This is a genomic window from Sporosarcina limicola (assembly GCF_014873855.1).
Taxonomy (GTDB): domain Bacteria; phylum Bacillota; class Bacilli; order Bacillales_A; family Planococcaceae; genus Sporosarcina; species Sporosarcina limicola.
This window is the reverse complement of the sequence record NZ_JADBEL010000004.1, coordinates 131,741-157,732: the sequence shown is the minus strand read 5'-3', so window position 1 is coordinate 157,732 and position 25,992 is coordinate 131,741. Positions and strand designations below refer to the sequence as shown.

Genomic DNA, 25,992 nt, shown 5'->3' with positions numbered 1-25,992 from the left:
AGTCCTCTCAATAATAAGCGATCGTCATGTCATCTTGGGTCTATCACCGGCGCGATGAAATACCAGTATACCGCTCCCCACATAATCGCCGCAAGTACAATGAATACAAAAAGGAGGATATTGCGTTTCTTCATACCGTCTCCTCCCGTTTCACGCTTTGAAGAGGAATATCAAGTCTAACGACGTCTTCGTATGTTTCCCTGCGAACGACAAGTTGATGTTCACCATTTTCACAAAACACGATTGCTGGCTTCGGAAGTCGGTTATAATTGCTTGCCATCGAGTAACCATAAGCTCCCGTGCAGAAAACAGCGATAATATCTCCTTCAGTTGGATCTGCAAGGAATGCCTCTTCAATGAGCTTATCTCCTGATTCACAACATTTTCCTGCTAGCGTCACTTTATCTACATGAGGCTCTTCGATACGATTCGCAGTAGCGGCTGTATATTTTGCACCATACAGTGCAGGACGGATATTATCCGACATTCCCCCATCGACTGCGATATATTTTCGAACATCTGGTACTTCTTTGGTGCTTCCAGCTGTATAGAGCGTTGTACCTGCATCACCAACGAGGGATCTGCCAGGTTCAACCCAAATTTCAGGTACGGGATAATTGTGGCTTCGGGTCATCGATAGCACAACCTTCGCCATCTCTTCGACATAAGCAGAGGGATGAAGCGGTTCGTCTTCTTCTGTATACCGGATACCAAATCCACCACCTAAATTCAAAACCGTACATACGAAATCGTGGTCATCACGCCAGGCAACCATTTTTTTCATTAATACTTCTGCTGCAAAACAAAAAGCATCCGACTCGAATATTTGGGAACCAATATGACAATGCATACCGAGCAATTCGAGATAGGGATGATCATGCAACTGAAGAAATGCCTCATCCGTCTGACCATTTTTCAAATCAAAGCCGAATTTGGAATCTTCCTGTCCTGTCGTAATATAGTCATGTGTGTGCGCCTCTACTCCAGGTGTTACCCGGATGAGCACATTCATCTTCTCTTTACGCGTCTCCGCTATATCCTTCACCATCGTAATTTCGGAAAAATTGTCGATAACGATACAGCCTATTTTTTCATCAAATGCATATTGAAGTTCGGAAAAGCTTTTATTATTCCCGTGGAAATGAATTCTTTCTCGTGGAAATCCTGCGGAGACCGCTGTAAACAATTCCCCTCCAGAGACAACATCGAGCGACAGACCTTGTTGTTCGGCAACTTCATAGATTGCAATGGACGAGAATGCTTTGCTCGCATACGCAACTTGTGCCCGTACGCCAACGTTTTTAAAAGTTTCTTTAAAGGCCGCCGCCCGTTCTCGAAATAACGCAACATCATAAACGTTAAGAGGAGTACCGTACATATGTGCAAGGTCGATAGTATCGACGCCACCAATTGTCAGATGGCCTAACTCATTGACCGATTGTGTTCCGTAGAAATACATAATGCCTTCCCCTTTCAAATTCTAATATAAATATAACTAGAACTTTATCATAAAGATGCGGGTACTAGCAATGATCTATGAAACACGGTCACGATCTGGTGAGTCAGTAATGAATGGTCTCGGTTTGTCTACAGTCATCGGGAACCTTATAAGAATGCGCAACATCGCTTTCGGGAAGAACGGCACTGCAGGCCATAAATAAGGGACATCCATTGGCTTTAGCGCACATAAATAATAAAAAATGACTACGAGGGATAAAAAGAATCCAGGCGCTCCCAATAATGCAGTCAACAACAGAATACATATCCTGAAAATTTTAGTTGTAATGCTTAGCTCATAGGAAGGAATTGCAAATGTTAAAATAGCACTTAATGCGGCATAGAGCACAACTTCGGGTGTGAAAAGTCCAACATCAATTGCCACTTGTCCAATGACGATTGCCGCCACAAGACCCATTGCGGTCGACATCGGGGTTGGTGTATGGATAGCTGCCATTCGGAGCACCTCGATTCCAATATCCGCAAGCAATAACTGAATAAGTAAAGGAACTTCCCCTAATTCTTTGGGCCCAATGTAACTCAATATATCCGGAAGATACTTATTTTCGGTCGCAAGTAAATACCAAAAAGGTAGAAGAATGAGGCTTAATGCAGTTCCAGAAAAACGCATAAGTCTAACAGCAGTTCCAATTAACGGGGCCTGTCTGTACTCCTCTGCATGTTGCAGGTGATAGAACAATGTGACCGGCACGAGAATAACAGAAGGGGATGTATCCACCATAATTGCAATATTTCCTTCTAATAAATGCGCTGCACAGATATCCGGACGTTCTGTAAATCGTACAAAAGGTACTGGATGAAAGCCCTGTTTAAAAAGAAATTCCTCAAGCGATTTGTCTGTCATTGTAAGTCCGTCAGTACAAATGGCATCTAGTCTATCTCGAATGTAAGCCAGATGTTTTTTACTTGCCGCACCTTGTATGAACGCGAGAACGACATCTGTTTTCCCACTCACTGATGTGTTATGCATTTCGAAACGTAAATCTTCTGTGCGAAGTCTCCTCCGTACTAATGCCGTATTCGTAAGAATGTTTTCCGTGAACCCATCCCTTGAACCGCGAATGACTTTCTCGTTATCGGGTTCTTCCGGTTGTCTTCCGGGGTAGGACCTAATATCTATCAAAAATGCATAGCCGTCTGGAGTAATGATCGCCGCTTGACCACTTAAAATGGACTTTAGCAACTCTTTCTTTTCTATAGCCGCCGTTATTGCATGGTAAGGAAAAAAGGAGAGGAAACGTTCTGCTCCATCCCCCTCCAATATCTTCCCATCACCATTCCACTGCATCTCTGTCAACAAAGTCGTTATGACGATTCCATCTACAAGTCCATTAATATAGAGTAATAACGAAGGCATATCCCATAAATGGACTGACCTAGCTGTCGCGTCGAATGTTTCGTCTTGTCCAAAACAAGCTTCGAACCACTCTTCTCCTTCTTTCATCGACTGGAACAATTTCTCCATTATATCAATCCGTCCTCACTGTTACCGTACTATCCTCTGCATTCGTGCCCATCCAAGACTTCAATTGAGCTAGGATTTTCTTTTCAAGCCGTGACACTTGAACTTGTGAAATTCCAATCCTCTCCGCAATATCACTCTGCGTACAATCAAGGTAGTAACGCATATAGATAATCGTCTGATCCCGCTTGTTCAACTTAGTAATGACGTCCCTAAGTGGGATATGATCGAATACCCTTTCAGATCTGTCGTCCCTTAGCTGATCCATGAGTGTCAAGCTATCTCCTTCACTTTCATACAATTTTTCATGAAGAGATGCAGGATCACGCAAGGCATCCGATGCGAGAATGACATCATCAACAGTCACTTCTAGGACCGCAGCAACTTCTGAAATGGATGGTGATTTACCATGATTTTTAATGTAATCATCGGTTGCATGACGGATTTTGAAACTGAGTTCCCGGATGGAGCGGCTCACCTTCACCATTCCATCATCCCTAAGAAACCGCTGAATTTCACCGACAATCATTGGGACCGCATAGGTAGAAAATTTCACCTCATATGAAAGGTCAAACTTGTCAATTGATTTCATGAGACCGATGCAGCCAATTTGGAACAAGTCCTCAGGGTCAGCTCCGCGGGAAGCAAAACGTTGGACGATGGACCAGACGAGTCTAGTATTTCCTTCTACCATCAACCTTCTCGCTTCCTTATCACCTTCCTGCGAAATTTTTATCAGTTCCCTCATCTTCTCCTGAGACAACAAAGCGGGTTTTTTTTCAACAGATGTGTCCATAAGTCACCTCATTCTGCTTACTTCCGTAACCGGAGAAAACGTTTTCTCAAACTTGACGACCGTTCCATTACCAATGACTGATTCGACAGATAAATTGTCTGCAAAGCTTTCCATTATTGTAAATCCCATTCCTGACCGTTCCATGAAGGGTCGGGTCGTGAACATCGGCTCCATCGCCTGCTCCACATCGAAAATCCCTGCCCCTTCATCACTTACCGTCATCGATATTTTATTTCCTTCAATCAATGCATGGACTGTGACAATACTTGTTCCATCGCATTCGTATCCATGAAGAATCGCATTTGTCACCGCTTCCGAAACAATCGTCTTAAACTCTGAAATTTCTTCGATTGTCGGGTCAAGCGGCGTGATGAAACAAGTCATCGCCATTCTTGCTAGCGCTTCATTTTCTTCGATTGCGACGAATGATAACGTCATTTCATTGTTCATGTAAAACCCCTCCGATTTCCCTGATCGCCATGTCAATCGTGCAGTGCCTAATATTTGGTCCAAGACCGGAAAAGTTGAATATTTTCTCCATCGTCGAGGACGGATTCAGTATCAGCGTTTCCCCTTCCAAAGGTGCTAAATCACGCATCCTTCCAAGAATGAGACCGATTCCTGCGCTATCCATGAATCCAAGCCCTTCCAAATTCCAAATAACAGCCCGCACTTGTCCAGTAAAGATGGATGAAGAAATATGAGACCGGATTCGATTTGCCTCATGATTGTCCAACTCCCCTCGTAATGTCGCAATAATAATCCCATTGTCAATGATTTCAATATCAGCCATGCTGAACCCCTCCTTCTCTAGCGAAACATTCCACATCAGGAAGACCAAACCCTCCTAGCTGACAAAACTAGTCACGGATAGCGCAAGATTCTTACTTTTCGACAGGTTCTACCCATAATGGAAGTATGTGCATTTTCTTTATCATTTACACATTCACTACGAAAAAATAGTTAAGAAGTACATACTATATAAGTTGAATTTAAGTTTTACACTTTTGTTGATTCTACATATGCTTGTTTGACGCGTTTGTTTCAACTATTCAAGTATAAATGGGCTGTTGATCTTTCGTTCAACTTATATAGTGCGATGGATTGGTCGCTTGAGCGAGAGATCAGTCGCTTCGACGTGTGGATTGGTCGCTTGTGCAGTTATCGTCTGCTATAAATTAAAAAAGGCTATCCCATTAACCCGATAAAACCTGGTCAATGGGATAGCCTTCACTATTTAAGTTTAGCCCGTTATCATTTCACCAATGAGACGTGGGCTTTCTACCTGTTGCTTTTCAATGAAAATATGTTGTTGGATAAGCGTAATAGAACGTTCCACATTCTCTAAATTTGAATGGATGATTGCAAGTGGTTCTCCTACTTGTACTGCATCCCCAATTTTTTTCTTCAACACGATGCCGACCGCAAAATCGATTTCATCTTCCTTCGTTGCCCTTCCAGCTCCAAGAAGCATCGCTGCAACACCAATGTCGTCCGCTTCCATCTTCGTTACATAACCTGAAGTGAGTGAAGGTACTTCAATCTGGTATTTTGCAGAAGGCAACAGAGTCGTATCATGAATGACTTTTGCATTACCGCCCTGTGCTTCAATCAGTTTACCGAATAATTCAAGAGCCGAACCGTCTGTAATGACCGCTTTAAGCATAGTCCGTGCTTCATCGATGGAAGCCGCTTTTCCTCCCGCCACAATCATCTTGCTACCAAGTACAAGACAAAGTTCAGTCAAATCTTCGGGACCTTCACCCTTTAGTGTTTCGATTGCTTCAATGACTTCAAGTGAGTTACCAATCGCAAATCCTAGCGGCTGGCTCATATCAGAAATCACCGCCATCGTGTTCCTGCCTACTTGCTTTCCGATTGCCACCATTGATTCAGCAAGCGCAATTGCATCTTCTTTCGTTTTCATAAATGCGCCTTCGCCCGTTTTCACATCAAGGACAATTGCATCTGCACCTGCCGCAATTTTTTTACTCATAATCGAGCTAGCGATAAGGGGAATACTATCGACCGTAGCGGTTACGTCACGAAGTGCATACAGTTTTTTATCAGCAGGGGTCAAATTACCACTTTGACCAATGACCGCAAGTTTCAAGTCATTCACTTGCTGCACAAATTGTTCTTCCGTCAATTCGATATGGAATCCTTCAATCGCTTCAAGCTTATCGAGCGTACCCCCTGTGTGACCAAGACCGCGGCCGCTCATTTTAGCGACTGGCACACCACATGCGGCAACAAGCGGGACCAAAATCAATGTCGTCGTATCCCCAACGCCGCCTGTCGAATGCTTATCGACTTTAATACCTTCAATTGCGGATAAATCAATCTGATCGCCAGACTCTACCATCGCCATCGTCAAATACCCTTGCTCTTCAGCCGTCATCCCTTTAAAATAAACTGCCATTAGGAATGCGCTCGCTTGATAATCAGGGATAGACTCATCCGTGTAACCATTTACGAAAAAGGTGATTTCTTCCTTAGAAAGCATCTCACCATTGCGTTTTTTCTCGATAATATCAACCATTCTAAACATTAAAATCACACCTTTTCTTCTAATAAACCCAAGAAACTACGACCGAATTTCGGCATTTTCACATTAAAGTTATCTGCAATCGTCGCGCCGATATCCGAAAACGTTTCAGTTTGCGGCAAAGCACCCCCATGTTTGAATGAGGGCGAATAGATGACTAGAGGCACATATTCACGCGTATGGTCCGTTCCAGGGAATACGGGGTCATTGCCATGGTCTGCTGTAATGATTAGCAGATCATCCTCACGTAACGCCGCCATAATCTCTTCAAGCCGAACATCGAACTCCTGTAGCGCATTTCCATAGCCGAGTGGATCTCGTCGGTGTCCGAATAATGCATCAAAATCGACTAAATTTGTAAAGCTAAGCCCTTGAAAATCCTTATTCATAACATCAAGTAATTTATCGACACCATCCATATTGCTCACTGTACGAACGGAATCTGTAATACCTTCCCCATTAAATATATCGGAAATTTTACCGATTGCAATGACATCATACCCGCTATCCACTAGCTCATTCATCACAATACGGCCAAACGGTTTAAGTGCATAATCATGACGATTTGTTGTCCGTGTGAAATTACCAGGTTCTCCAACAAACGGACGCGCAATGACACGGCCTACTAGAAACGCTGGTTCCAATGTCAATTTCCGTGCAATTTCACAAATACGGTACTGCTCATCAATCGGAATGATCCCTTCATGCGCAGCGATTTGCAACACAGGATCTGCAGATGTATAGACAATGATTGCACCCGTCTCCATATGTTCCTGACCCAGTTCGTCAATGACTGCCGTACCACTTGCCACTTTGTTGCCAATCACTTTACGGCCCGTCTGCTTTTCCAATTCATCGATCAGTTCTTTCGGGAAGCCATTCGGATATACTTTAAATGGCTTGTCGATGTTAAGACCCATCATTTCCCAATGGCCAGTCATCGTATCTTTTCCTACAGATGCTTCCTGCATTTTTGTATAACAGCCAAGTGGCTTATCTGCAATCATGATTCCTTTAATTTCACTGATATTGGATAATCCGAGTTTACCCATATTCGGCATATCAAGTCCATTCATTTCTTCACCAATATGCCCAAGCGTATTCGCCCCTTTATCCCCAAATAAATGGGCATCTGGTGATTCTCCGATCCCCACAGAGTCGAGTACAATAAGGTGAATGCGTTTGAATGTCTCTTTTCCCATAATAGTAACCTCCTAAAAAAGTTTTATTTCGTGCTTACGCTCTTGGATGGAATTTCACATAAACTTCCTTCAATCTTGTACGGCTGACATGTGTGTAGATTTGTGTCGTCGAAATGTCGGCGTGGCCAAGCATTTCCTGTACAGCACGTAAATCTGCACCGTTTTCAACGAGATGCGTTGCGAAAGAGTGACGTAAGATGTGTGGAGTCAGTTCCTTTTGTATACCCGCTTTTAGCCCATGACCCTTCAATAGCTTCCAACAACCTTGACGGGATAGCCGCGCGCCCCGCATATTAACAAACAAAGCTTCGGCACCTTTTTGCTTCACAATGAAAATCGGCCTCGCCTCATCAATATAACGTTTACATGCCTTAATTGCACTTCCTCCAAGGGGCACAATCCTTTCCTTTCCACCTTTCCCGAAAATACGGACGAACCCCATCGTTAAATGGATGTCATCCATATTCAATCCAATCAGTTCACTCACACGCATCCCCGTCCCGTACAATACTTCCAGAAATGCATTATCCCGAACACCTTGGGGCTTCGAACGATCTGGTATATCAATCAATCTGTCTACCTCATTCATCGATAAAACACGGGGGAGTTTTTGTTCAAGTTTAGGTAGCTCCAAATGGACAGTCGGATCCTGTGTCGTCACTTTTTCCCGAAGAAGAAACTGATGAAAAGAACGGATTGACGAAATATGCCTCGATATTGTCCTTGAAGACTTTCCTCCCCCTTTCAATTGTTGCAAATAATCAAGGATTTTAGTTCGGTCGACATTGGCAAGCGATTCATAACCGGCTTGTTCCATAGAATCCAAATACTCCTCAAGGTCACGTCGATATGAAATAATTGTGTTACTCGACAGCTGACGTTCCACTTTTAGAAAGTGCATATAATCTTCAAGTGCAAAACGAGTGTTTTTCATATAGAACGGGATTTGGAATAATAATTTCTGATTGCGCTAATTTTATACAAACCCCTTCCCCCTTTCGACATTGACAGACTTAATTTCAACGACAAAAGGGATAGCATCTCGCCATCCCTCTTGTCATTCCACATTATCATCTACGTCAGATTTGCACCTTTTACAAATGCCGTGAAACGTTAACCAATGATCTTTGATGGCAAAATCAAAGCGACTTTCAACAATCTTTTCGACATCTCCAAGAAGATCATCCTGAATTTCATCAACTGTCCCGCATTCGATGCAAATGAGGTGGTGATGAAAATGTGCAGCACCTTCTTGCCGTAAATCATACCTCGACACACCGTCACCAAAATTGATTCTATCGACTATTTTCAAATCCGTTAGCAACTCAAGCGTACGGTATACGGTAGCAAGCCCAATTTCCGGTGCTTTCACTTTGACGAGTAAAAATACGTCTTCCGCACTCAGATGGTCTTCCTCGTGCTCAAGGAGAACCAAAACCGTCGCTTCACGCTGAGGCGTTAACTTATAACTAGCCCCATGCAATTGTTTCTTAATCCGATCGATTCGGCTTTCCATAAGACGCCCCCCCTCAAACTGATTCTATTATACCAAATGCGCTTTCGCAATGACAACAGAAAGGAAACAGGTGAACGAATTATGTTTCTCGCATTCTATCTAAGAATGTAATAGAAGAACAACATCTCGATTGTTAGTATTGCCGCTGATAGTAGAATAAGTATCGGTATCACACGTGTATTTCGTCTTTTCCTAGTCGTTGTACGCATAAAGTAAGGCGGACTGAGAACAGCACAGTATACTAGAAATAAGAAACAGCAAATGAGCTGAAACGGGAACCACCAAATCGAATACTCCATCATCTTCATACCTGAGCCAAGTAAATACGATGAAGATAATCCAAAAAGAACACATTTTACCGCACCCATAAACAAAACAATAAATCGTGTTTTCTCAGATATTGCGAATGTATATGCAATGACGAAAAACAGAACTGCTGTCCCAATTGGCCTTATGAAACTTGCATCATACCCCTGAACGACACGGGCATCATAAAATACAATCACTTTCTCTATTGCAGTGGTTGACATCTCGCGGAATAAGAGCGTGCCTCCGATATAACCGACCGCTAAAATGATGAAAAGATAAACAAAGGATATGGAACGGACCATAGGCTGCACCTCCGTGTTGTTTGTACACCATATGCTTGTCCGTCCTGATTTAGGTCATTTAGATAGAAGATTTTTTGCATAAAGGACCGCGAATGCGGTTTTAGCATCAAATATCTTTCCACTCTTGACCATTTCTTCTGCTTCTTCAACTGTCACTTCCATGAGATCTATGAATTCATCTTCATCCCCCGCTGCTGGGTTTTCAATTTCAAAAAGATCTTGCGCTAAATACAAATGGATGATTTCATTCGCAAACCCTGGTGATGTTGCGAATGACTGGATATATGTAAATTCTTTTGCTCCATAACCCGTTTCCTCTTCTAGCTCCCTCACGGCGGTCACTTCAGGTGCCTCTCCAGGATCTATTTTGCCAGCAGGTATTTCTATCAATGAACGTTCCAATGCTTTTCGATATTGTTCTACGAGAACAAGTTTACCGTCGGCAGTGATTGGGATAATTGCCACCGCTCCCGGATGTTTAATTAATTCTCGCTTCACCAAATTACCATCAGGAAGCTCCACCTCTTCAACTCGTAGTGAGATGATCTTTCCTTTGTATAATGTCTCGCCAGATATGGTCTTTTCTTCATATTTATTCATCGTATTCAATCCTTTCTTGTAGAATTTCTAATGCCGTCATTGTACCATGAACAAAACAGGGGGTGCAGTTATGGAGAAAAGAGAAATAGGGAAGAGTGATTTATTCGTGTCAGAAATCGGTCTTGGTTGCATGTCCTTACCCGATGATTTGACAGAAGCGAAGAACATCGTCAACGCTGCGATTCACGCAGGCATCAATTATTTTGATACGGCAGATTTGTATGACGGCGGCAAAAACGAAGAACTTGTCGGCTATGCACTGAGAGGTAGACGGGACAAGGTCATCCTTGCAACGAAGGCTGGAAATAAGCTGAATCCGGATGGCGGAGGTTGGACGTGGGATTGTTCAAAAAAACACATCATGAACGCCGTAAAGAACAGCTTGAGTCGCCTCGAAACAGATTATATCGATTTGTACCAACTCCACGGCGGAACGATGAAGGATGACGTCTTCGAAACGATTGACGCATTCGAAAGTCTAAAAAAAGAAGGACTCATTCGTCAATATGGAATTTCGTCCATCCGACCTACCGTCATTAAACGATTCCTAGAAAATAGTTCCGCCATCTCAGTCATGATGCAATCTAATTTACTAGATCGCAGACCTGAAGAATGGTTTCCGATGATTCATGATGCAGGAGCCTCGGTTATTACAAGGGGAACAATTGCTAAAGGTTTTCTGACATCCGAAGGGCTGGCGCGCGTAGAACAAGCGAATGGATTTGTCGACTATAATACAGATGAACTGAAACAAACCGTTCAGGCATTGGACGAACAATCGAAGGATTTACATGCAGCAGCCATTGCTTTCGCATTGCATGATAAAACAGTCGCTTCTGCACTTATCGGTGCCCGTACTACAGAGCAGCTACTCGATTCGATCATTGCTTATGAAAAAAGAACGCCCGATGAGGAAATTAATAAGCTGAAAAAGCTTGTGCAGTCGCATCAATATAAAGAACATCGGCTATAATTTTAGGGGTACCCGATTTGATTATTTTACAAGTTTTATAAGACAGGTTTCTTCTTTTTTTAGTATATAAAAAAATCATTCAGATGCTTTCTCTGTATGTTTGATTTTATTTTTAAGCTACTCATCAAATGCGCTAATTCTCTTTTTGCGATTTCCAAGATTCTCTTATACAATTTTGTATCAATATATAGGGAACCCCGCCTTGGTGAGGTTCTCTATCTTAATTATCCTAATCCACCCTTTAGTTAAAAATTATATTATGTAAGAATAGGTTTTATATTCCATACCCCCTTATCCACTGAGGTTTCTATATAACCAACTATTTGATCAAATGTAAATACATTTAGTTTTTCATTTATGACTTCCTTATCGTATTCCATATCTCCTAATACATAAGGAATGAATTCTTCGACATCCTTGGACTTAACCTCTTCCAAATCTAAGATTGTAGGAAAAACCAAACTTGGTATTACTATGTCAATGGTTCAGAAGATTAACAAGTACCGTGAAAAATGCGGAATGGAATTAATCTGATGGTCCCAATTATATGAGTAACATAGAACTTATAATCTAGTACATATCGTTAGATGGAACGCGGAATGCTGGGAAACCAGCACGTTCCGTGTCGAGTAGGGGAAAAGCTAAAGATAACATCAAATGCTTACCTATTGCTGACGAATAGTTGTATAATAGACTGGGTTATTATGGTATAGTTGGATTGTGGAGGGGTAGAATATGTTAAAGTATATTAGTATATTATTCTTAACTTTAATGGTTAAGGAAATTTTAGCTTGACTTTTCATTAACGGGTGCTTTAATTCAAGAAGGAATAAAGCTTATTCCATCTAGAGCTAAGGGCAGGTTAGTTCAATAAGAATACATAAGATAAACGGGGGCATGGTTACTCAATGAAAAAAACAAATATCGTAACTGGTGTTTTATCTATTCTTTTTTATCTTGTATTTCTATTTTTATATCTTCAAGATGTCATCAATGAATTTATATTTTTATTTATATTATTGATTAGTTTAATCATCTTGGTGATCATATTTTTAGTGTTTCGAAAAAAACGTGTTACTAAAAGGAAAATCGCAATTGCAACTTTCATCATCTTTCTATTATTTTGCTATGAGTTGCCACTGATAGGATACTACACATCCCCATCACACTTTGTTTACGCATATATAGAACCAACTGTGGTATTAGAAGGTTCTGAGATCTATTCGATAGGGGTAAATAAATTAACTTTAGAAAATGAGAAAAGTAAACAGGCTGTTAAGGAACTTTTGACCAAACAACATGTAGATGTACTATCCGTTTTTGAAGTGAATAAAAAAAATATATATGGTAGTAAGAATAGACAAATATTAAAGTGGCTACATCTTCAAAAAGATCATTCACCAGAAGAGATGAAGGAGAATTTGTCTCTATATTTAGGGCACGAAGATGAATGGCTTACAACTTTCCTTAGTCGAGACATTGGAGGAGATAGTGCAGGGCTTAGTTTAGCATTAAGTGGTCGATTCAAACAAGGTGATTTCCAAAATCAATTGCCTATTGCGGTTACTGGAGCAATTAATGGAAATGGTGATGTATTCAGTGTTGGGAACATGAAAGAAAAAATACAAATTACTGAAAAAAGTGGTATTCCATTTATGATCATCCCAAGTGAAAATGCTGAAGAAGTAACAGTAATACAAAAAGAACTAAAGGCAAACGTTGAAATTTTTGATGTATCACATGTCGATGAGGCCGTTCAATTAATCCACAACTTAAATGAAAAACGTTAAGATAAGTCTTTGATTCAGGAAGGGTTTAACGTATTACAGCGTCTTTGCTAAACCGCAGGAACTTACGCTCTTTTGGGGAATCAATCTGTTCCGTCCCTTTATTAGGAATAGACATTATTTTCATATAGTTAAAATTCATAAAGAACGCGGTTTTTCAGTACTTGAAACCCCGCTCTTCCATACATTATTCGTTTGATTGTTTTTAATCGATTGACATGCCCTTCTACTGGGCCGTTACTCCATGGCTCCTGAATACTCAACACGACAGCACTCCTATCCTGTTGGACGCCACGGATGAAAGCTTGTATAAAAAGAGAGTCGATTTCTTCATATTTCTCTAGCCAATCTACTAATTTTCCACTTCTCTTTTCCGTAAACAAGTTTCGGAAGTTTTGAACGAGTTCATCGAGTTCTTTGATTTTTGGAAATCCCTCTAAAAGTTCGAGATGCAATTGATGAATTCGTTCCATATGATCGCCTTTTTTAAAATCCCAAATCACTTGAATGATTTTCTGACGAAATGAAAATATTTTCGTCTTGCCTTGCACAGTGTTGCGTCGTTCCTCGGCAATAATTGTGTTTAAAGTAGAGCGAGAACCTGTATAGCCTTCCGAACGACAGGCTTCTTCAATCTGGTTACCCGTTTGACTGTCTAGAATCAAGGTCTGAATGAGGGGACGAAATTGTAGATATGGCGAACCTCTTTGGTGATTCGGTTTTTCTGTTTGCCGCAAATCTGCATAAACAGTACCACAGGAAAGATGAAGTTTCCTTTTGATGGCGGCTATCGTATAGCCACGGCGAATTCACGAAGAGAGTATTTGGAAAAAGATAATAAATTTTACTGGAAAAAAGTTCTTTACCGAGCTATGATAGAATACAAAACTTTACCTAAGAAGGATACGGATGAACAACAAACGATATCAAGGTCCTATTTTTGACTACTTCGAGGAGTTGAGCGATACAAGATAGGAAGGGAAGGTTCGCCACATTTACTATTTTTGCCGATATAATAATAAGATGGTGATATGTCTGCCTCAAACTCTACATTATTAAACAGCAACTATAAGAGTTTATTGGAATTAACAGGAGGTGTCTTATGAATATCAATAGAGTATCTAACATAAACCAATACGCCGCTATGTTGGCAAAACAAACTCAAGTGCAAAACAAAGCGCACAAAACTACTGAGCTAACTGCTCCGTCAGTGAAAAATAACAACGTGGATACCGTAGAAATCACAGTCATTTCGGACCTGGAAAAGGCGGAATTGGAACGCCGTGCAGCTTTGGATAAAGTCAGCCCCCAGGAGGCTTTCATGGCTGCTTTAGCGACCGCTCAGAATAACGAAGATGTGGAGCGAAGTAAGGAATTAGCAGCAAAATTTGGCCCTATACAAGCAAAAATGCTTGCTGGTAAACCATTGACTACCGAGGAAAAAAGTTTTATACAGGAGCATTACCCTGAATTGGCCGCAATCGTGCAGCGTGTTGAGCGGGAAATACAGGAACTTCGCAACCAAGTTAAAAACTGTAACTCAAAGGAAGAAAGCAGCCGATTGATTATGGAAAAGAAAATGCAGTTTATGAACGCAGGTAAAAATGATAGCTTTATTTTATTCATGATGCCTGCGTTTGACGAAGCCTTCCGAAACATATAGGGCATTAGATTCTGTAGACATCATGCTGAAAAAATGAGGACTTTCGGATTAGAGAATGTGGACAAAAAAACTATGGAAATGATAAATAAATATACAAAAAAGGAGAATTTCTCGGAGAGGTATCTGAGGAAAATATCATTATTGCTGAAAAAAATGGGATTAGCATTAAAACAGATGAGATTACGCTGTTTATTATCCTTTTTATTCCAAAAAAAGAACAAAAGAGAGATTCTGCTTGTGGAACCTCTCATGAACTAGAATACTACTTTCCAAACAAAAAACAACTACACAGATGATTTCTCTAGATGATTGTTTCTTGTATACCAATCACCAAAATTATTTAATCACCTGTTAAATCCATCCCTTTTCCTCAGCAGTCGTTATCGCCTCGATTTTATTTTTCGATTCCAATTTCTGAAGGATTTCGGACATGTAGTTCCGAACGGTTCCTGACGATAAAAATAATTCGCCAGATATTTCTTTCGATGTTTTGCCTTTAGCGGCCAATTTTAAAATTTCCTGTTCACGTTTGGTAAGGGGGTTATCTTCATGATACGTATTGATAATCAATTCAGGCGCAAATTCATGCTTCCCTTTCATCACTCTACGAATCGATTCTGTGAGATCGTCGATTGAGCCATCCTTCAGCAAGTAACCATGGACGCCAGCCTTTACTGCCCGTTCGAAATAACCGGGGCGGGCAAAGGTAGTTAACATGATTACCTTACAAATAGAACCTTTCCCTTTTAATTCAGCAGCTACTTCAAGTCCGCTTTTCAATGGCATTTCAATATCCATGAGGCAAATATCGGGTTGTAACTCACCTATGAGATTCAGTGCTTCTTCACCATTTTCTGCTTGTCCGATTACTTCCATATCCTGTTCATAGTCGAGCAGTGCACCCAGAGCTCCTCTCAGGATACGTTGGTCTTCTGCAATGACAATGCGAATCATAAAGCGAAAACCTCCTCCTGCTTAACAATTACTGGTACATTCATTATGACCGTTGTGCCTGCTCCCGATTCAATCGCGAGCTTGCCTTCGATAAGTGCTAGGCGTTCTTGCATACCGATAAATCCATTGCCCTCACGATTATTTTCAGTAAACCCTATTCCATCATCTTTTACGATAATGGTGAAATTCCCTCTTTCATTCTCAAAGCTGATAAAACAATTTTCAGCTTCACTATGTTTCACACTATTTGTTACCGCTTCACGAAGACACATTCCTAAAATATTTTGCTGCAAAGGGGGAAGGTCCGGTAGTTCGGTTTCAATATGAAATTGAATTCCGGCCGCCTTCAAGATTTGCTCCATATCCGCTAATTCCTGAGCAATTGTGATGGTTCGCATGTCGGAAACCAACTCCCTCACTTGCCTAAGCGCAGAACGTGAAGTCATTTCTATTTCTTTAGCTTCAGCTTTCACTTGCTGAGGATGTTTTTCAGCAATTCGTTGGACGAGTTGGCTTTGTAACGTGATAAGTGATAGCGTATGTCCCAACGTGTCATGTAAATCCCTCGCAATTCGGATTCTTTCCTCTCGCTTTATTAACTCCTTAATTTGTTCATTTGCCTGATCTAACTGTTGCTCTAACTCTAATCTCTTATTCATCGATTGAATACCGAATGGGGATGCGATCATCACGACTGCAAACGGTAGAAAAGAAAAAAATCCAAACATGGTGCCCTGATAAAACACAATAATCACGGTTAAAATAATAGCTGATGCAAAGGACATCAATGCTCGATTAAACTGTCTCTTATTTCCATACCATCCAATAAAGTTTGATGAAAAAAAACCCAAAAATAAATTATAGGGATTGTAACCGATACTTAAAATCATGACGATTCCTACTTGTAAAATCAACCAATAAGAGAACCTTTTTTTAGAAATGGTGCTATAAAGCTGTCTGTATGATAGTAGAAAGAGCAGTATTAAACCGTAGCCAATTACTGCCTTCCATCCCGTCTCATTCATCACCTGGAAAATTGGCATGAATAAATAAAATAAGAAGATATAGGGAAAGACACCATATTTCTTCGGAAAGAATTGAAATTTACTCAAGACTACACCGCTTCCTGTTTCCTTCGTATATACGTTGATAATACCATGAACACTAGAAGATAACCTGCTAAAATTAGGATATTTTTTAGTTCAGGTGCCTGGCCGCGAATAATTTCCCATGCGCCGTTACCATAATTATATGCCGGAAGCCAAGCGCCGATTGTTTGGATTGTTTTCGGCAAAACTTCCATCGGCATCCACATCCCTCCGGTTATAGCTAGGAGTATATAGAGGATGTTGCTTACCCCACTCGCAGTATCCACTCGCTTCATTGTCCCTATCAACACACCAATTCCGAGGAACGGCAACGAACCAAGCAAAATCCAAAGTCCACTCATGATCCATTCAAAAGCCGATAATGAAACCCCATTCAAAAGCACGCCTGCTATAAAAATGACCACAATCGAAAACGCATGGACCACAGACTGCCCAATCATTTTCGCAGTAAAATAAGCCATACCTGATAGTGGCGTTACTTTCATGAAGTTCGTCCATCCTTCCGAACGCTCTTGTACCATCCGAATGCCCAACGTCATAATTGCACTTCCCATCACACTAAATGTGGCCACGGACATCAAAAAATGTGCATCCCAAAGTGCTTTATCAGGAACTTCCGTATTCACAACCTTCGTGAAAATAAAATAAAAAACAATCGGCATAAAAAGGGACCAGATAATAAAGTAAGGGTTGCGGAACATCCTCAAAATCTCAATTTTGCATTGATTCATGAAAATCTGCATTTAAATCGCCTCCTTTTGTTCTACAGTCAGCTGCTCGAATGCTTCTTCAAGTCGACCTTTTTCAATGGCAATATCATATACATCCAATTGTTCAGTGAAAATTTTTGATAGAATCAAATCTGTATCGCTTGTTAATATGAACGTCCTTCCATCCTTAACATACACATCGGATACTTGAGGTAATTGTAAAAACTGCACTTTCGGGAATGGGTGACCTGTACTAAATGAAACCGATTGCCTTAACAAATTGCCCTTAATAGCTTCAGGCGTTCCATCGGCGACAACCTTCCCTTTGTTGAATAAAATAATTCGGTCGGCAATATCATCGGCTTCCTGTAAATAATGGGTTGAGAAGAGTATCGTTTTACCTTTGTCGGCAAGTTCTCTCACCGTTTGCCAAAACACTTTGCGGGCTGAAATATCCATTCCAACTGTCGGTTCATCAAAAAACAATAGCTCTGGATTACCTGCAAGTGCCAATGCAAAGCCGACCCTACGCTTTTGTCCGCCAGACAGCTTTTCGGTACGTTTATTTAAATCCTCTCCACTCAATCCGGTCAAGCGAATAAGCTGCTCGATAGACAACGGATTCGGATAATAGCTTCTGAACAAGCCAATGATTTCCTTCACCTTCAGACCATCCATTAGACTGACTTCCTGCAGCATAACCCCAATTTTTTCACGGACCTTCTTATCCCTCGCATCTGCGTTAAAAAGCTTTGATTCCCCATTTGTAGGATACAATAGTCCGAGCATCATTAATATTGTTGTACTTTTTCCGGCTCCATTCGGCCCAAGAATAGCGACAATCTCCCCCTTTTTTATCGAAAAAGAAACATTATCTACTGCTTTTTTCTCTTTAAAAACCTTTGTAAGCCCTTTAATTTCAACTGCATATTCCATTGAGGCACCTCCGCACGTAGTAATCTCATTGTATGTAGTTAGCTAAATCCGGATCAGTAGACTAAGTCATGAAAACAAGGTGACAAATGTCATCTATTAATTTCGAGCTATGAAAAACATAATATATAAGTTGAATTTAAGTTTTATACTTTTGTTGATTCTACATATGCTTGTTTGACGCGTTTGTTTCAACTATTCAAGTATAAATGGGCCGATGATCTTTCGTTCAACTTAACTAGGCAATAAAATAGCAGGGAAAATTCTTCCCTCACTCATCGTCACAAGTGTTTTCAATCCGTATGTCATGGGTCAAGGTTTTGATTACAATGTCAATAGTGTCTACTTTTGCAATCAACTCACGGATAAAACTGAAATCCTCTGCTAATTTACATGTGCATTTTGATTCATTTCTCCTGGCATCCATGTATTCATCAAACAACAGGCAGACATCGTTCTCTAGTTCCTTTTTCTCAATAATTTTTTCTTTTAGAATTATTCCTTTTATATCTGCGCTAGACAGCACATCTGGTGTGTTTTCCATGCGGAACATTTGACCCGTTTTTAGTTCTTTAATGCGATGATACAATTCATCCTGAATTATGCTTACATTTGCGATTGACTGTTTAGTGCCGCGGATGTCAACTTCCATTAATGATAGATTTAGCTCACACATGCATGAGTCTATTTCTTCGATTAGCTCACTCATGCGTGCTTGTATGATGTCAGTCTCGTTTTGATTTAGCTGGTTTTGTAATTTCATCTCAAGATCTCCTTTTAGTTTAGTAGTCTACCAAGACCATATTTGTGGGTTGATTTTGGTCCATTTCCATGATTTCCATGATTTCCATCCTAATTTTACTCATTAGTTCTAGAAAGAATTCACAGTTTTTAATTTCAGTTTCTTCTGTTTCTCTAGGAGCATGTCCCAAAACTCCTTTAGTCTATCCTCATCTAGACTCTTGATCTGATTAAATAGTTCCACTTCGCCAAATTTGATTGATATGCTTGTCCTCCTTCTTCAGTTTGGAAGGATACGTAAATAATTGAATATATTCTCTAATTAACTGTTCAGCAGTCATCACGACATCTACCTTCTCATAAAAAAGATATCCATATTTATGAATAATCATAGTATACAACCATTAATACATAATTTCTCCATTCGAGAAAATAAAGTTTGTCTGGCGTGTCTAGCACTATCTGCATTTCTTTTTTTAAAAGGAATACCAAGTTTTTAAAAATCAGATTTCCGCACTGACAGTTCACTTGCAAGTGTACTATCAAGATTAGTATTTTCCAACCAATTCATATAAAAATTTCAATGACTATGAACCAATAACATCATCATTTATTTTTCTTAAATGGATTTTTTCAGCATAAAAAAGTCACCTCCTTAATCTACATAAATAGAAATAGGAGGCGACATAGTAACATATTTTATTTCAAAAAGTGTGAGGTAATTCAAGGTGATTTTTTATTTAATTTTCAGCCTACTGAACAACTTTCCCCTTTTTCGAAGGGAGCATATTAAAGAGAATATTGAGCATGATGGCAGTCAAACTACCTGCGACGATGCCGTTACTTGTGAAAATTTGAAGACTGGTAGGCAATTGGGCAAATAAATTCGGCACAACGGAAACACCTAAACCTATTCCGATTGAACAAGCGATAACCATCGCGTTTTCTTGTGACTCTACAATCACCTTACTTAACATTTTAATGCCTTGTGAAATAACCATTCCGAACATCGCAACCATCGCACCACCCAACACAGCTTTTGGAATGATAATTGCAACAGCCGCAATTTTCGGCATGAACCCAAGAGATATAAGCATCACAGCAGTAATTAAAATGACCTTACGAGATTTAACACCCGACATTTGAACCAAACCGACATTCTGTGAAAACGTTGTATACGGAAATGCGCTAAAAATCCCACCGATTACTGAAGCCAATCCTTCAGCACGATAGCCTTTTTCCAAATCCGCCCGCTTAATATCCTTGTCGCAAATATCACCTAAAGCGAAATAGACACCCGTTGATTCAACAAGTGAAACCATAGCGACTAGTGTCATCGTTAAAATCGGCGACCAGTGGAACGTCGGGACACCGAGGAAAAACGGTTGCACTATATGGAACATGGATGCATCTGTCACTGCGCTAAAATCGACAACACCAAGAATAATTGCCACAACCGTCCCTGCAACCAACCCAAGGAGAATCGAAATCGCTCGTAAAAAACCATTCGAAAATCGATAGATGAGAATGATAAAAAGAAGTGTCCCAAAAGATAGCCCAACATTCGTCATAGATCCAAAGTCAGCTACACCTTGTCCGCCACCCATATTGTTCATGGCAACAGGAATTAGTGTAATCCCAATGATGGTCACGACTGACCCTGTAACAACTGGTGGAAAAAACTTTACTAGTTTCCCGAAAAAACGACTAATTAATACGATAATCAAACCAGATGCGATAATCGCACCATAAATAGCGGAAATTCCGAATTCATCCCCAATCGCGATCATCGGACTAACCGCAGTAAACGTACAACCTAACACGACGGGTAACCCGACTCCGAAAAAGCGGTTCGTCATAATTTGCAAAATTGTCGCAACTCCACACATTAAAATATCGATGGATACGAGATACGTCAATTGCGTTGAGTTTAGACCGATAGCCTCCCCAACTATGAGAGGTACAATGACAGCCCCCGCATACATCGCCAACAAGTGTTGGAATCCTAACAATGTCGATTTCATCGAACGGCTGCCCCCTCGGAAAATGTCACTTTTCCGTCTTCAAGTGATGCGATGATTGCAAGTGATTCCACGCGGATACCCTGCTTACGAATCATTTTCCCGCCTGGTTGGAACCCTTTTTCAATGACAATCCCAACACCTGCCAACTTCGCAGACGCCTGTTCTATAATATCTAGAAGTCCCAGAACGGCTTGTCCGTTCGCTAGGAAATCATCGATGATCAAAACTGTATCATCACATGTGACGAAATCTTTTGAAACAGAAATCTCATTCGTCTCATCTTTCGTAAATGAATGAACACTTGCTGTATATAAATGATCAATCAACGTCAATGATTTTCGTTTTCGAGCAAAAATCGCAGGAACGCCCAATACAAGTCCCGCCATCATTGCTGGTGCAATTCCAGATGACTCAATGGTTACAATTTTCGTGATGCCTGCGTCTTTAAATCGTTCTGCGAATTCTTCGCCTATTGCTTTCATTAGAGGGGGATCAATTTGGTGATTCAAGAATGTGTCCACTTTTAACACATCTTTTGATAACACTTTTCCGTCTTGTATAATTTTGTCTTTTAATAATTTCATAATCCTATTCCCCCTAGTTGTTTTTCACGATCAAGAGCCAAAAAAATAAGCCCAGCGACCGTGCATCCAATCAAATCCATGAGTGGAGCAATGTCAGCCGGGCTTATCGTCCGAAAGGAAAAGAAAAGAGAACATGCCCGTAAAACCAGCATGAACCTTTCAATTCGTTGCTTCCCATAGTCGATTCGTTTACGGCAAATCGGTAGAAACTTGCAGGCCATATCCCCGCGATTATATGAGTGAATGCTATTAGAATATTAGTATAACATGTGATTTCATTTCATCAATACCTTTAAAGGAAAAAGATTATTCATGCAATTGGTAACTGAGATTCAAGGATTATTGGCTAGAAATCATCGAAGTTGGCATCTAATATTAATACAACTAGTATACAAAAAAATAATGTTGACTCCCTCAATGAAATTGGGGAAGTCAACACTTATTGAAATTGTATGGACTTTCTCAGTGGTCATGATTTATGCCCGATTTTCCTTATTTTCAGAGGATTTCACCTTCAAAATTCAGGATTATTAATATCCTACAGCAGCTCCGTCACCACGCGGATCAGCACCACCATACTTCACATTGGTTTTTGGATCAATTAAGATAGCGCCTGCATGTCCTAGCGTCTCAGAATAATCATCTAGTACTTTGACGGGATGACCACGACGAAGCATCTCTTCTACTACTTCGTCTGCAACTCTGCCCTCTAACTTCAAGTCGTTATTGCTAGCCCCCCAGGTTCTTCCATGAAGCCATCTTGGCGCCTCAATTGCGTCCTGAACACTAAAGCCATAATCCACAATCCGGGTGACCATAGCAGCCTGAGTCTGTGGTTGACCTTCGCCTCCCATTGTTCCATATACAAGGAATGGTTTCCCCTCTTTAAACATCATTGCCGGATTTAACGTATGAAATGTACGCTTCTTTGGCTCCAGATGATTAATATTATTGGGATCTAGAGAAAAATAACTGCCTCTATTTTGTAATAATACACCTGTGTCCTCAGCTACAATACCGGAACCAAATTCATGGTAAATACTTTGTATAATAGAAACGGCATTACCATCTTTGTCTACAATTCCAAACCATACTGTATCCCCTTTAGGATCAAGTGGTTTCACTTCAATTGCTGCCTTGTTCATATCGATGCGCTCAGCCATTTCCTTACCATGTTCTTTAGACAATAAATACTCAATAGGAATATCATTAAAATCAGGATCTGTTACATACTTATCACGATCTGCAAATGCCTGTTTAGTGGCTTCTACTAGTACATGATAATAGTCTGCTGTCCCCTCTCCCAAACCCTTCATATCATAATTATTGATGATATTTAAGATAGAGAGTGCAGCAACACCTTGAGTATTAGGCGGTAAATTATACGCCTTGTAGCCACGATAATCGGCAGAGATTGGATCTACCCAATTTGCTTTATGTTGTTCAAAATCTTTTAAGGTTAAAAGTCCACCATTAGCTTCAAGTTCGTTCACTATCTTTTTCGCTACTTCACCTTTATAGAACCCATCCGCACCTTTTTCAGCAATCATTTTTAAGGTTTCAGAAAGTGGTTTTTGTTTAAATACTTCCCCAGCTTTATAGGGTTCACCATCTTCATTCAGGAAGGTATCGGTAAAACCTTTGAACCTCTGCAAGTTTTTGAACTCTTGATCTGTTGGATCAATTACCTGTGTTGTAAATCGTTCTTGACTAGGCGTCACAGGGAATCCTTCTTCAGCATAGTGAATCGCATCTTCTAGCAATCTATCCCATTTTAAACTTTGTTCCATGTTCTCTTTCGCGTAATTATAAGCTTCATCCCAACCTGATATTACACCAGGTACTGTATTAGTAGATAAATAACCTCGTGCAGGTATGGTATCATAACCCTGCTTTTTATAAAAATCGATAGTAGCTTTTTCCCCAGAACGGCCACTGGCATTTAATGCCTTGAGTTCATCTGTGTGGGCATTGTAAATTAACCAAAAGTTATCTCCGCCAATCCCGTTCATATGCGGATAGACCACAGCTAAAGTAGCAGCAGCAGCCACTGCTGCGTCAACAGCATTACCACCCTCTTGCAAAACTTTTGCTGCGGACTGTGAAGCAAGATAATGCGGCGTGGTGACCATACCATTTAAAGCCATTGTTGTAGGACGATTTGCCGCATCAGCAGATGGAAATGATAATAAAGTCAAGCATAATACTAATGTGAGACTTACTAAACTCTTAATCCGTGATTTCATCTCTTTCCCTCCAGTTAATTGTTTTTTTGATATAAAAATCACTGCCCTTCATTCGGAATAATCACCCCCTTTCCCATTAGTTAATTGGTCTCCTCGTTGATCACACGGTAAACTTCTTACTTAATTCGTATAATTCATTAGCTTGGCCAGCCAATGTTTTCATTGACATGTTAATCTCTTTGGTCATGGCAGTTTTTTCCTCTATAGCTGCTGCTACATTTTGAGTATGTGAATTGGTCTCTTCATTAAATGCGCCTAAATCGGATACAGAATTGGATACACCTTGCGCACCTTTATTCACCTCAGTGATTGTTAGGGTTATCTTTGTTACTTCAGTAGCCACTTCAGAAACATAGTCATGAATTTCAGCAAATATCTGACCTGTATCCTTCACCACATCGATTCCTATCAGTACCGCTTTACTACTGTCTTGCACGATTTCTTGACTCTGCTCTGACTCTATCAATACGTTGGTGATGATCCCTTTGATTTCCTCTGCAGAGCGATTGGATTGTTCAGCAAGTTTGCGGACCTCATCAGCCACTACTGCAAATCCACGCCCAAATTCTCCTGCTCGTGCTGCCTCAATTGCCGCATTGAGAGCCAGCAAATTGGTTTGCGAGGAGATTTCAGAAATAACGGTTACAAAGTTGCTAATTTTTTTCGTATTTTCATTAAGGTGATGCATAACTTCTTGGATTCTCTCTACTGATTTACTAATCACATTCATCTGCTGTACCGATTCTTCTATCCGTTCTTGGCCTTTTTTGCTCACTTCACTTGCCTTAATCACCACATGATTCACATGATTCACATTAAGAGCGGTCTCATCAAAACTAGCGACCAATTCCTCCATATAACCAGAGAGATTTTGTAAGTTATCAGCCTGTTCCTCAGAGCCCGACGCAACCTCCTCAACTGAGTGTGCTATTTCTTCGGAGGCTCGATCCAGATGATCTACTCCAACAGATAGCTGATTGGCTGATGTTTGCATGCTGTTAGAGGAATGCATCACTTTAGAAATAACAAATTGTACTTGGCTCACAGCATGGTTCAGCATCTCTCCCATATTCCCTATTTCATCTTTTCCTATAACTTTTACTCGTTTCGTAAAATCTCCATCACCAAAAGCTTCTACTGCTATTTTCATTTCCGTAATGTTCTTTGTAAAACGTGTAGTAATAAAGAGTGAGACAAGTGCAACAACAACCATACCAACTAATATAATAATAATAGTAATGTTTCGGATCAGTTCTGATTCATTGTAAAATCCATCATAGTAAGAACCCATTACCAGCACCCAATCCCAAGGTTCGAAGTATCTTAAATAGGCCATTTTAGGTCTCGCCTTATCCTCACCGGGATTTTGCCACATAAAGGAGTAATAACCTTCCTTTTGGTCATACATCTCTTTATTCACATATTTCCCTTCCACGTTGGGATCGTTTTTCACCTCTCCTTCAAACACTTTTGGATGCATTACAGCTCGAATCTCTTTGTCGTAGGCAAAAAAATAATCCTCCTGCCCAATTCGTGGTGATTTTTCTGGTATAACTCGGGTTTGATCCGCTTGCTTTTCACCAACCAGCGCTTCGCGTAACATTTCTTGTGCCTCTTCTTCACTAAGGCTGCCATTTATTACTTGTATCTGTAAATTTTCAGCTAGAATATAAGCGCTATCCACAATTTGTTTTAAATGTTCCTTTTTACTATTGACTAGTGAATCTTTTGAGATAAAATAACTAGTCATTCCCAATGCAATGAGTGGAATTAATGATACTAGTAAAAAAGATGTAAGTAATTTGGTTTTGATAGAGTTCATAAGTAAACACATCCTTCTAGATATTGTAGTTTAGTAAATCATACTTACTTTTTCAATAAAGTTAATTTTCAATCATTGCAGGGGGCTTCATCCCCCACTTATTCTTCTTGTTTCCTCGAAGACTTTAAGTGAGGGTCTTACCGCCCATTAACGCGGAACAAAAAAGCTGTTTTTATAAAATCATAAAAACAAA

Annotated in this window: 26 protein-coding genes, 1 pseudogene and 1 riboswitch; of the genes and pseudogenes, 3 read left to right on the top strand and 24 right to left on the bottom strand. The window is 40.4% G+C overall.

Annotation, left to right across the window (positions count from 1 at the left end; all coding sequences use genetic code 11):
- Positions 1 to 29: 29 nt before the first annotated feature.
- The 12 genes from H4683_RS21275 to H4683_RS05615 form a co-directional block, all read right to left on the bottom strand.
- Positions 30 to 134: a YdgA family protein gene (locus H4683_RS21275; protein WP_225941902.1), complete on the bottom strand. Its 105-nt coding sequence runs from the start codon at positions 132 to 134 to the stop codon at positions 30 to 32.
- Positions 131 to 1,459, bottom strand: coding sequence for a diaminopimelate decarboxylase (gene lysA, locus H4683_RS05665; RefSeq protein ID WP_192597863.1), 1,329 nt, complete (start codon positions 1,457 to 1,459; stop codon positions 131 to 133). The genes H4683_RS21275 and lysA overlap by 4 nt, the downstream gene beginning before the upstream one ends.
- Before the next feature lie 75 nt (positions 1,460 to 1,534).
- The gene (locus tag H4683_RS05660; protein WP_192597962.1) at positions 1,535 to 2,986 is read right to left on the bottom strand and encodes a spore germination protein; all 1,452 of its coding nucleotides are present in this window, start codon (positions 2,984 to 2,986) and stop codon (positions 1,535 to 1,537) included.
- 1 nt (position 2,987) lies between these two features.
- Positions 2,988 to 3,776 carry a SigF/SigG family RNA polymerase sporulation sigma factor gene (locus tag H4683_RS05655; RefSeq protein ID WP_192597862.1) on the bottom strand — a complete coding sequence of 263 codons (789 nt, stop codon included), beginning with the start codon at positions 3,774 to 3,776 and terminating at the stop codon, positions 2,988 to 2,990.
- Between the two features lie 3 nt (positions 3,777 to 3,779).
- Complete coding sequence (gene spoIIAB / locus H4683_RS05650; protein WP_192597861.1) at positions 3,780 to 4,226, bottom strand: anti-sigma F factor; 447 nt, start codon at positions 4,224 to 4,226, stop codon at positions 3,780 to 3,782.
- Complete coding sequence (locus H4683_RS05645) at positions 4,216 to 4,569, bottom strand: anti-sigma factor antagonist (RefSeq protein WP_225941900.1); 354 nt, start codon at positions 4,567 to 4,569, stop codon at positions 4,216 to 4,218. Before H4683_RS05645 ends, spoIIAB begins: the two co-directional genes overlap by 11 nt.
- 450 nt (positions 4,570 to 5,019) lie before the next feature.
- On the bottom strand, positions 5,020 to 6,327 hold the full coding sequence (locus H4683_RS05640) for a pyrimidine-nucleoside phosphorylase (protein ID WP_192597859.1): 1,308 nt from the start codon (positions 6,325 to 6,327) through the stop codon (positions 5,020 to 5,022).
- Between the two features lie 5 nt (positions 6,328 to 6,332).
- The gene (deoB, locus tag H4683_RS05635; protein WP_192597858.1) at positions 6,333 to 7,526 is read right to left on the bottom strand and encodes a phosphopentomutase; all 1,194 of its coding nucleotides are present in this window, start codon (positions 7,524 to 7,526) and stop codon (positions 6,333 to 6,335) included.
- A gap of 34 nt (positions 7,527 to 7,560) precedes the next feature.
- Positions 7,561 to 8,460, bottom strand: a complete 900-nt coding sequence (gene xerD / locus H4683_RS05630) for a site-specific tyrosine recombinase XerD (RefSeq protein WP_192597857.1) — start codon at positions 8,458 to 8,460, stop codon at positions 7,561 to 7,563.
- A gap of 123 nt (positions 8,461 to 8,583) precedes the next feature.
- Positions 8,584 to 9,042, bottom strand: a complete 459-nt coding sequence (gene fur / locus H4683_RS05625) for a ferric iron uptake transcriptional regulator (RefSeq protein WP_192597856.1) — start codon at positions 9,040 to 9,042, stop codon at positions 8,584 to 8,586.
- A 95-nt stretch (positions 9,043 to 9,137) separates the two neighbouring features.
- Positions 9,138 to 9,653, bottom strand: a complete 516-nt coding sequence (locus tag H4683_RS05620; protein WP_192597855.1) for a hypothetical protein — start codon at positions 9,651 to 9,653, stop codon at positions 9,138 to 9,140.
- Positions 9,654 to 9,707: 54 nt separating this feature from the next.
- On the bottom strand, positions 9,708 to 10,253 hold the full coding sequence (locus tag H4683_RS05615) for an NUDIX domain-containing protein (protein WP_192597854.1): 546 nt from the start codon (positions 10,251 to 10,253) through the stop codon (positions 9,708 to 9,710).
- Positions 10,254 to 10,323: 70 nt separating this feature from the next.
- On the opposite strand from H4683_RS05615, the gene H4683_RS05610 reads away from it, so the two are divergent.
- Positions 10,324 to 11,226 carry an aldo/keto reductase gene (locus H4683_RS05610; protein WP_192597853.1) on the top strand — a complete coding sequence of 301 codons (903 nt, stop codon included), beginning with the start codon at positions 10,324 to 10,326 and terminating at the stop codon, positions 11,224 to 11,226.
- A 257-nt stretch (positions 11,227 to 11,483) separates the two neighbouring features.
- Here H4683_RS05610 and H4683_RS22340 read toward each other — a convergent pair.
- Positions 11,484 to 11,678, bottom strand: a pseudogene (locus H4683_RS22340) (hydrolase); the annotation flags it as partial.
- A 456-nt stretch (positions 11,679 to 12,134) separates the two neighbouring features.
- On the opposite strand from H4683_RS22340, the gene H4683_RS05605 reads away from it, so the two are divergent.
- Positions 12,135 to 13,016 (top strand): S16 family serine protease, encoded by an 882-nt coding sequence (locus H4683_RS05605; protein ID WP_192597852.1) that lies wholly within the window; start codon positions 12,135 to 12,137, stop codon positions 13,014 to 13,016.
- Positions 13,017 to 13,144: 128 nt separating this feature from the next.
- Here the strand turns inward: H4683_RS05605 and H4683_RS21265 are convergent, their stop codons facing one another.
- Entirely contained in the window at positions 13,145 to 13,486 is a 342-nt protein-coding gene (locus tag H4683_RS21265) for a transposase (protein WP_225941923.1), read from the bottom strand.
- Between the two features lie 629 nt (positions 13,487 to 14,115).
- Between H4683_RS21265 and H4683_RS05595 the strand changes: the two genes are divergently transcribed.
- Positions 14,116 to 14,676 carry a hypothetical protein gene (locus tag H4683_RS05595; protein WP_192597850.1) on the top strand — a complete coding sequence of 187 codons (561 nt, stop codon included), beginning with the start codon at positions 14,116 to 14,118 and terminating at the stop codon, positions 14,674 to 14,676.
- 351 nt (positions 14,677 to 15,027) lie between these two features.
- Here the strand turns inward: H4683_RS05595 and H4683_RS05590 are convergent, their stop codons facing one another.
- The 10 genes from H4683_RS05590 to H4683_RS05545 form a co-directional block, all read right to left on the bottom strand.
- Entirely contained in the window at positions 15,028 to 15,630 is a 603-nt protein-coding gene (locus tag H4683_RS05590; protein WP_192597849.1) for a response regulator transcription factor, read from the bottom strand.
- On the bottom strand, positions 15,627 to 16,742 hold the full coding sequence (locus tag H4683_RS05585) for a sensor histidine kinase (RefSeq protein ID WP_225941899.1): 1,116 nt from the start codon (positions 16,740 to 16,742) through the stop codon (positions 15,627 to 15,629). The genes H4683_RS05590 and H4683_RS05585 overlap by 4 nt, the downstream gene beginning before the upstream one ends.
- Before the next feature lie 2 nt (positions 16,743 to 16,744).
- Positions 16,745 to 17,482 (bottom strand): ABC transporter permease, encoded by a 738-nt coding sequence (locus H4683_RS05580; protein ID WP_192597848.1) that lies wholly within the window; start codon positions 17,480 to 17,482, stop codon positions 16,745 to 16,747.
- A complete protein-coding gene (locus H4683_RS05575) occupies positions 17,483 to 18,385 on the bottom strand; it encodes an ABC transporter ATP-binding protein (RefSeq protein ID WP_192597847.1) in 903 nt (300 codons plus the stop codon).
- Between the two features lie 268 nt (positions 18,386 to 18,653).
- Positions 18,654 to 19,145 (bottom strand): hypothetical protein, encoded by a 492-nt coding sequence (locus H4683_RS05570; protein WP_192597846.1) that lies wholly within the window; start codon positions 19,143 to 19,145, stop codon positions 18,654 to 18,656.
- 208 nt (positions 19,146 to 19,353) lie between these two features.
- Complete coding sequence (locus H4683_RS05565; protein WP_192597845.1) at positions 19,354 to 19,515, bottom strand: hypothetical protein; 162 nt, start codon at positions 19,513 to 19,515, stop codon at positions 19,354 to 19,356.
- A gap of 360 nt (positions 19,516 to 19,875) precedes the next feature.
- Positions 19,876 to 21,147, bottom strand: a complete 1,272-nt coding sequence (locus H4683_RS05560) for a nucleobase:cation symporter-2 family protein (RefSeq protein WP_192597844.1) — start codon at positions 21,145 to 21,147, stop codon at positions 19,876 to 19,878.
- Entirely contained in the window at positions 21,144 to 21,731 is a 588-nt protein-coding gene (locus H4683_RS05555; RefSeq protein ID WP_192597843.1) for a xanthine phosphoribosyltransferase, read from the bottom strand. The genes H4683_RS05560 and H4683_RS05555 overlap by 4 nt, the downstream gene beginning before the upstream one ends.
- A 157-nt stretch (positions 21,732 to 21,888) precedes the next feature.
- A riboswitch (purine riboswitch) is annotated at positions 21,889 to 21,990 on the bottom strand.
- A 271-nt stretch (positions 21,991 to 22,261) separates the two neighbouring features.
- Complete coding sequence (gene ggt, locus H4683_RS05550) at positions 22,262 to 23,977, bottom strand: gamma-glutamyltransferase (RefSeq protein ID WP_192597842.1); 1,716 nt, start codon at positions 23,975 to 23,977, stop codon at positions 22,262 to 22,264.
- 100 nt (positions 23,978 to 24,077) lie between these two features.
- Positions 24,078 to 25,799 (bottom strand): methyl-accepting chemotaxis protein, encoded by a 1,722-nt coding sequence (locus H4683_RS05545; protein WP_192597841.1) that lies wholly within the window; start codon positions 25,797 to 25,799, stop codon positions 24,078 to 24,080.
- Between the last annotated feature and the right edge of the window lie 193 nt (positions 25,800 to 25,992).

Bases quoted from the DNA above. Each gene is read 5' to 3' on its own strand.
- H4683_RS21275 (WP_225941902.1), bottom strand. From the start codon at position 134: ATGAAGAAACGCAATATCCTCCTTTTTGTATTCATTGTACTTGCGGCG.
- lysA (WP_192597863.1), bottom strand. From the start codon at position 1,459: ATGTATTTCTACGGAACACAATCGGTCAATGAGTTAGGCCATCTGACA.
- H4683_RS05655 (WP_192597862.1), bottom strand. From the start codon at position 3,776: ATGGACACATCTGTTGAAAAAAAACCCGCTTTGTTGTCTCAGGAGAAG.
- spoIIAB (WP_192597861.1), bottom strand. From the start codon at position 4,226: ATGAACAATGAAATGACGTTATCATTCGTCGCAATCGAAGAAAATGAA.
- H4683_RS05645 (WP_225941900.1), bottom strand. From the start codon at position 4,569: ATGGCTGATATTGAAATCATTGACAATGGGATTATTATTGCGACATTA.
- H4683_RS05640 (WP_192597859.1), bottom strand. From the start codon at position 6,327: ATGTTTAGAATGGTTGATATTATCGAGAAAAAACGCAATGGTGAGATG.
- deoB (WP_192597858.1), bottom strand. From the start codon at position 7,526: ATGGGAAAAGAGACATTCAAACGCATTCACCTTATTGTACTCGACTCT.
- xerD (WP_192597857.1), bottom strand. From the start codon at position 8,460: ATGAAAAACACTCGTTTTGCACTTGAAGATTATATGCACTTTCTAAAA.
- fur (WP_192597856.1), bottom strand. From the start codon at position 9,042: ATGGAAAGCCGAATCGATCGGATTAAGAAACAATTGCATGGGGCTAGT.
- H4683_RS05620 (WP_192597855.1), bottom strand. From the start codon at position 9,653: ATGGTCCGTTCCATATCCTTTGTTTATCTTTTCATCATTTTAGCGGTC.
- H4683_RS05615 (WP_192597854.1), bottom strand. From the start codon at position 10,253: ATGAATAAATATGAAGAAAAGACCATATCTGGCGAGACATTATACAAA.
- H4683_RS05610 (WP_192597853.1), top strand. From the start codon at position 10,324: ATGGAGAAAAGAGAAATAGGGAAGAGTGATTTATTCGTGTCAGAAATC.
- H4683_RS05605 (WP_192597852.1), top strand. From the start codon at position 12,135: ATGAAAAAAACAAATATCGTAACTGGTGTTTTATCTATTCTTTTTTAT.
- H4683_RS21265 (WP_225941923.1), bottom strand. From the start codon at position 13,486: ATGGAACGAATTCATCAATTGCATCTCGAACTTTTAGAGGGATTTCCA.
- H4683_RS05595 (WP_192597850.1), top strand. From the start codon at position 14,116: ATGAATATCAATAGAGTATCTAACATAAACCAATACGCCGCTATGTTG.
- H4683_RS05590 (WP_192597849.1), bottom strand. From the start codon at position 15,630: ATGATTCGCATTGTCATTGCAGAAGACCAACGTATCCTGAGAGGAGCT.
- H4683_RS05580 (WP_192597848.1), bottom strand. From the start codon at position 17,482: ATGCAGATTTTCATGAATCAATGCAAAATTGAGATTTTGAGGATGTTC.
- H4683_RS05575 (WP_192597847.1), bottom strand. From the start codon at position 18,385: ATGGAATATGCAGTTGAAATTAAAGGGCTTACAAAGGTTTTTAAAGAG.
- H4683_RS05570 (WP_192597846.1), bottom strand. From the start codon at position 19,145: ATGAAATTACAAAACCAGCTAAATCAAAACGAGACTGACATCATACAA.
- H4683_RS05565 (WP_192597845.1), bottom strand. From the start codon at position 19,515: ATGATTATTCATAAATATGGATATCTTTTTTATGAGAAGGTAGATGTC.
- H4683_RS05560 (WP_192597844.1), bottom strand. From the start codon at position 21,147: ATGAAATCGACATTGTTAGGATTCCAACACTTGTTGGCGATGTATGCG.
- H4683_RS05555 (WP_192597843.1), bottom strand. From the start codon at position 21,731: ATGAAATTATTAAAAGACAAAATTATACAAGACGGAAAAGTGTTATCA.
- ggt (WP_192597842.1), bottom strand. From the start codon at position 23,977: ATGAAATCACGGATTAAGAGTTTAGTAAGTCTCACATTAGTATTATGC.
- H4683_RS05545 (WP_192597841.1), bottom strand. From the start codon at position 25,799: ATGAACTCTATCAAAACCAAATTACTTACATCTTTTTTACTAGTATCA.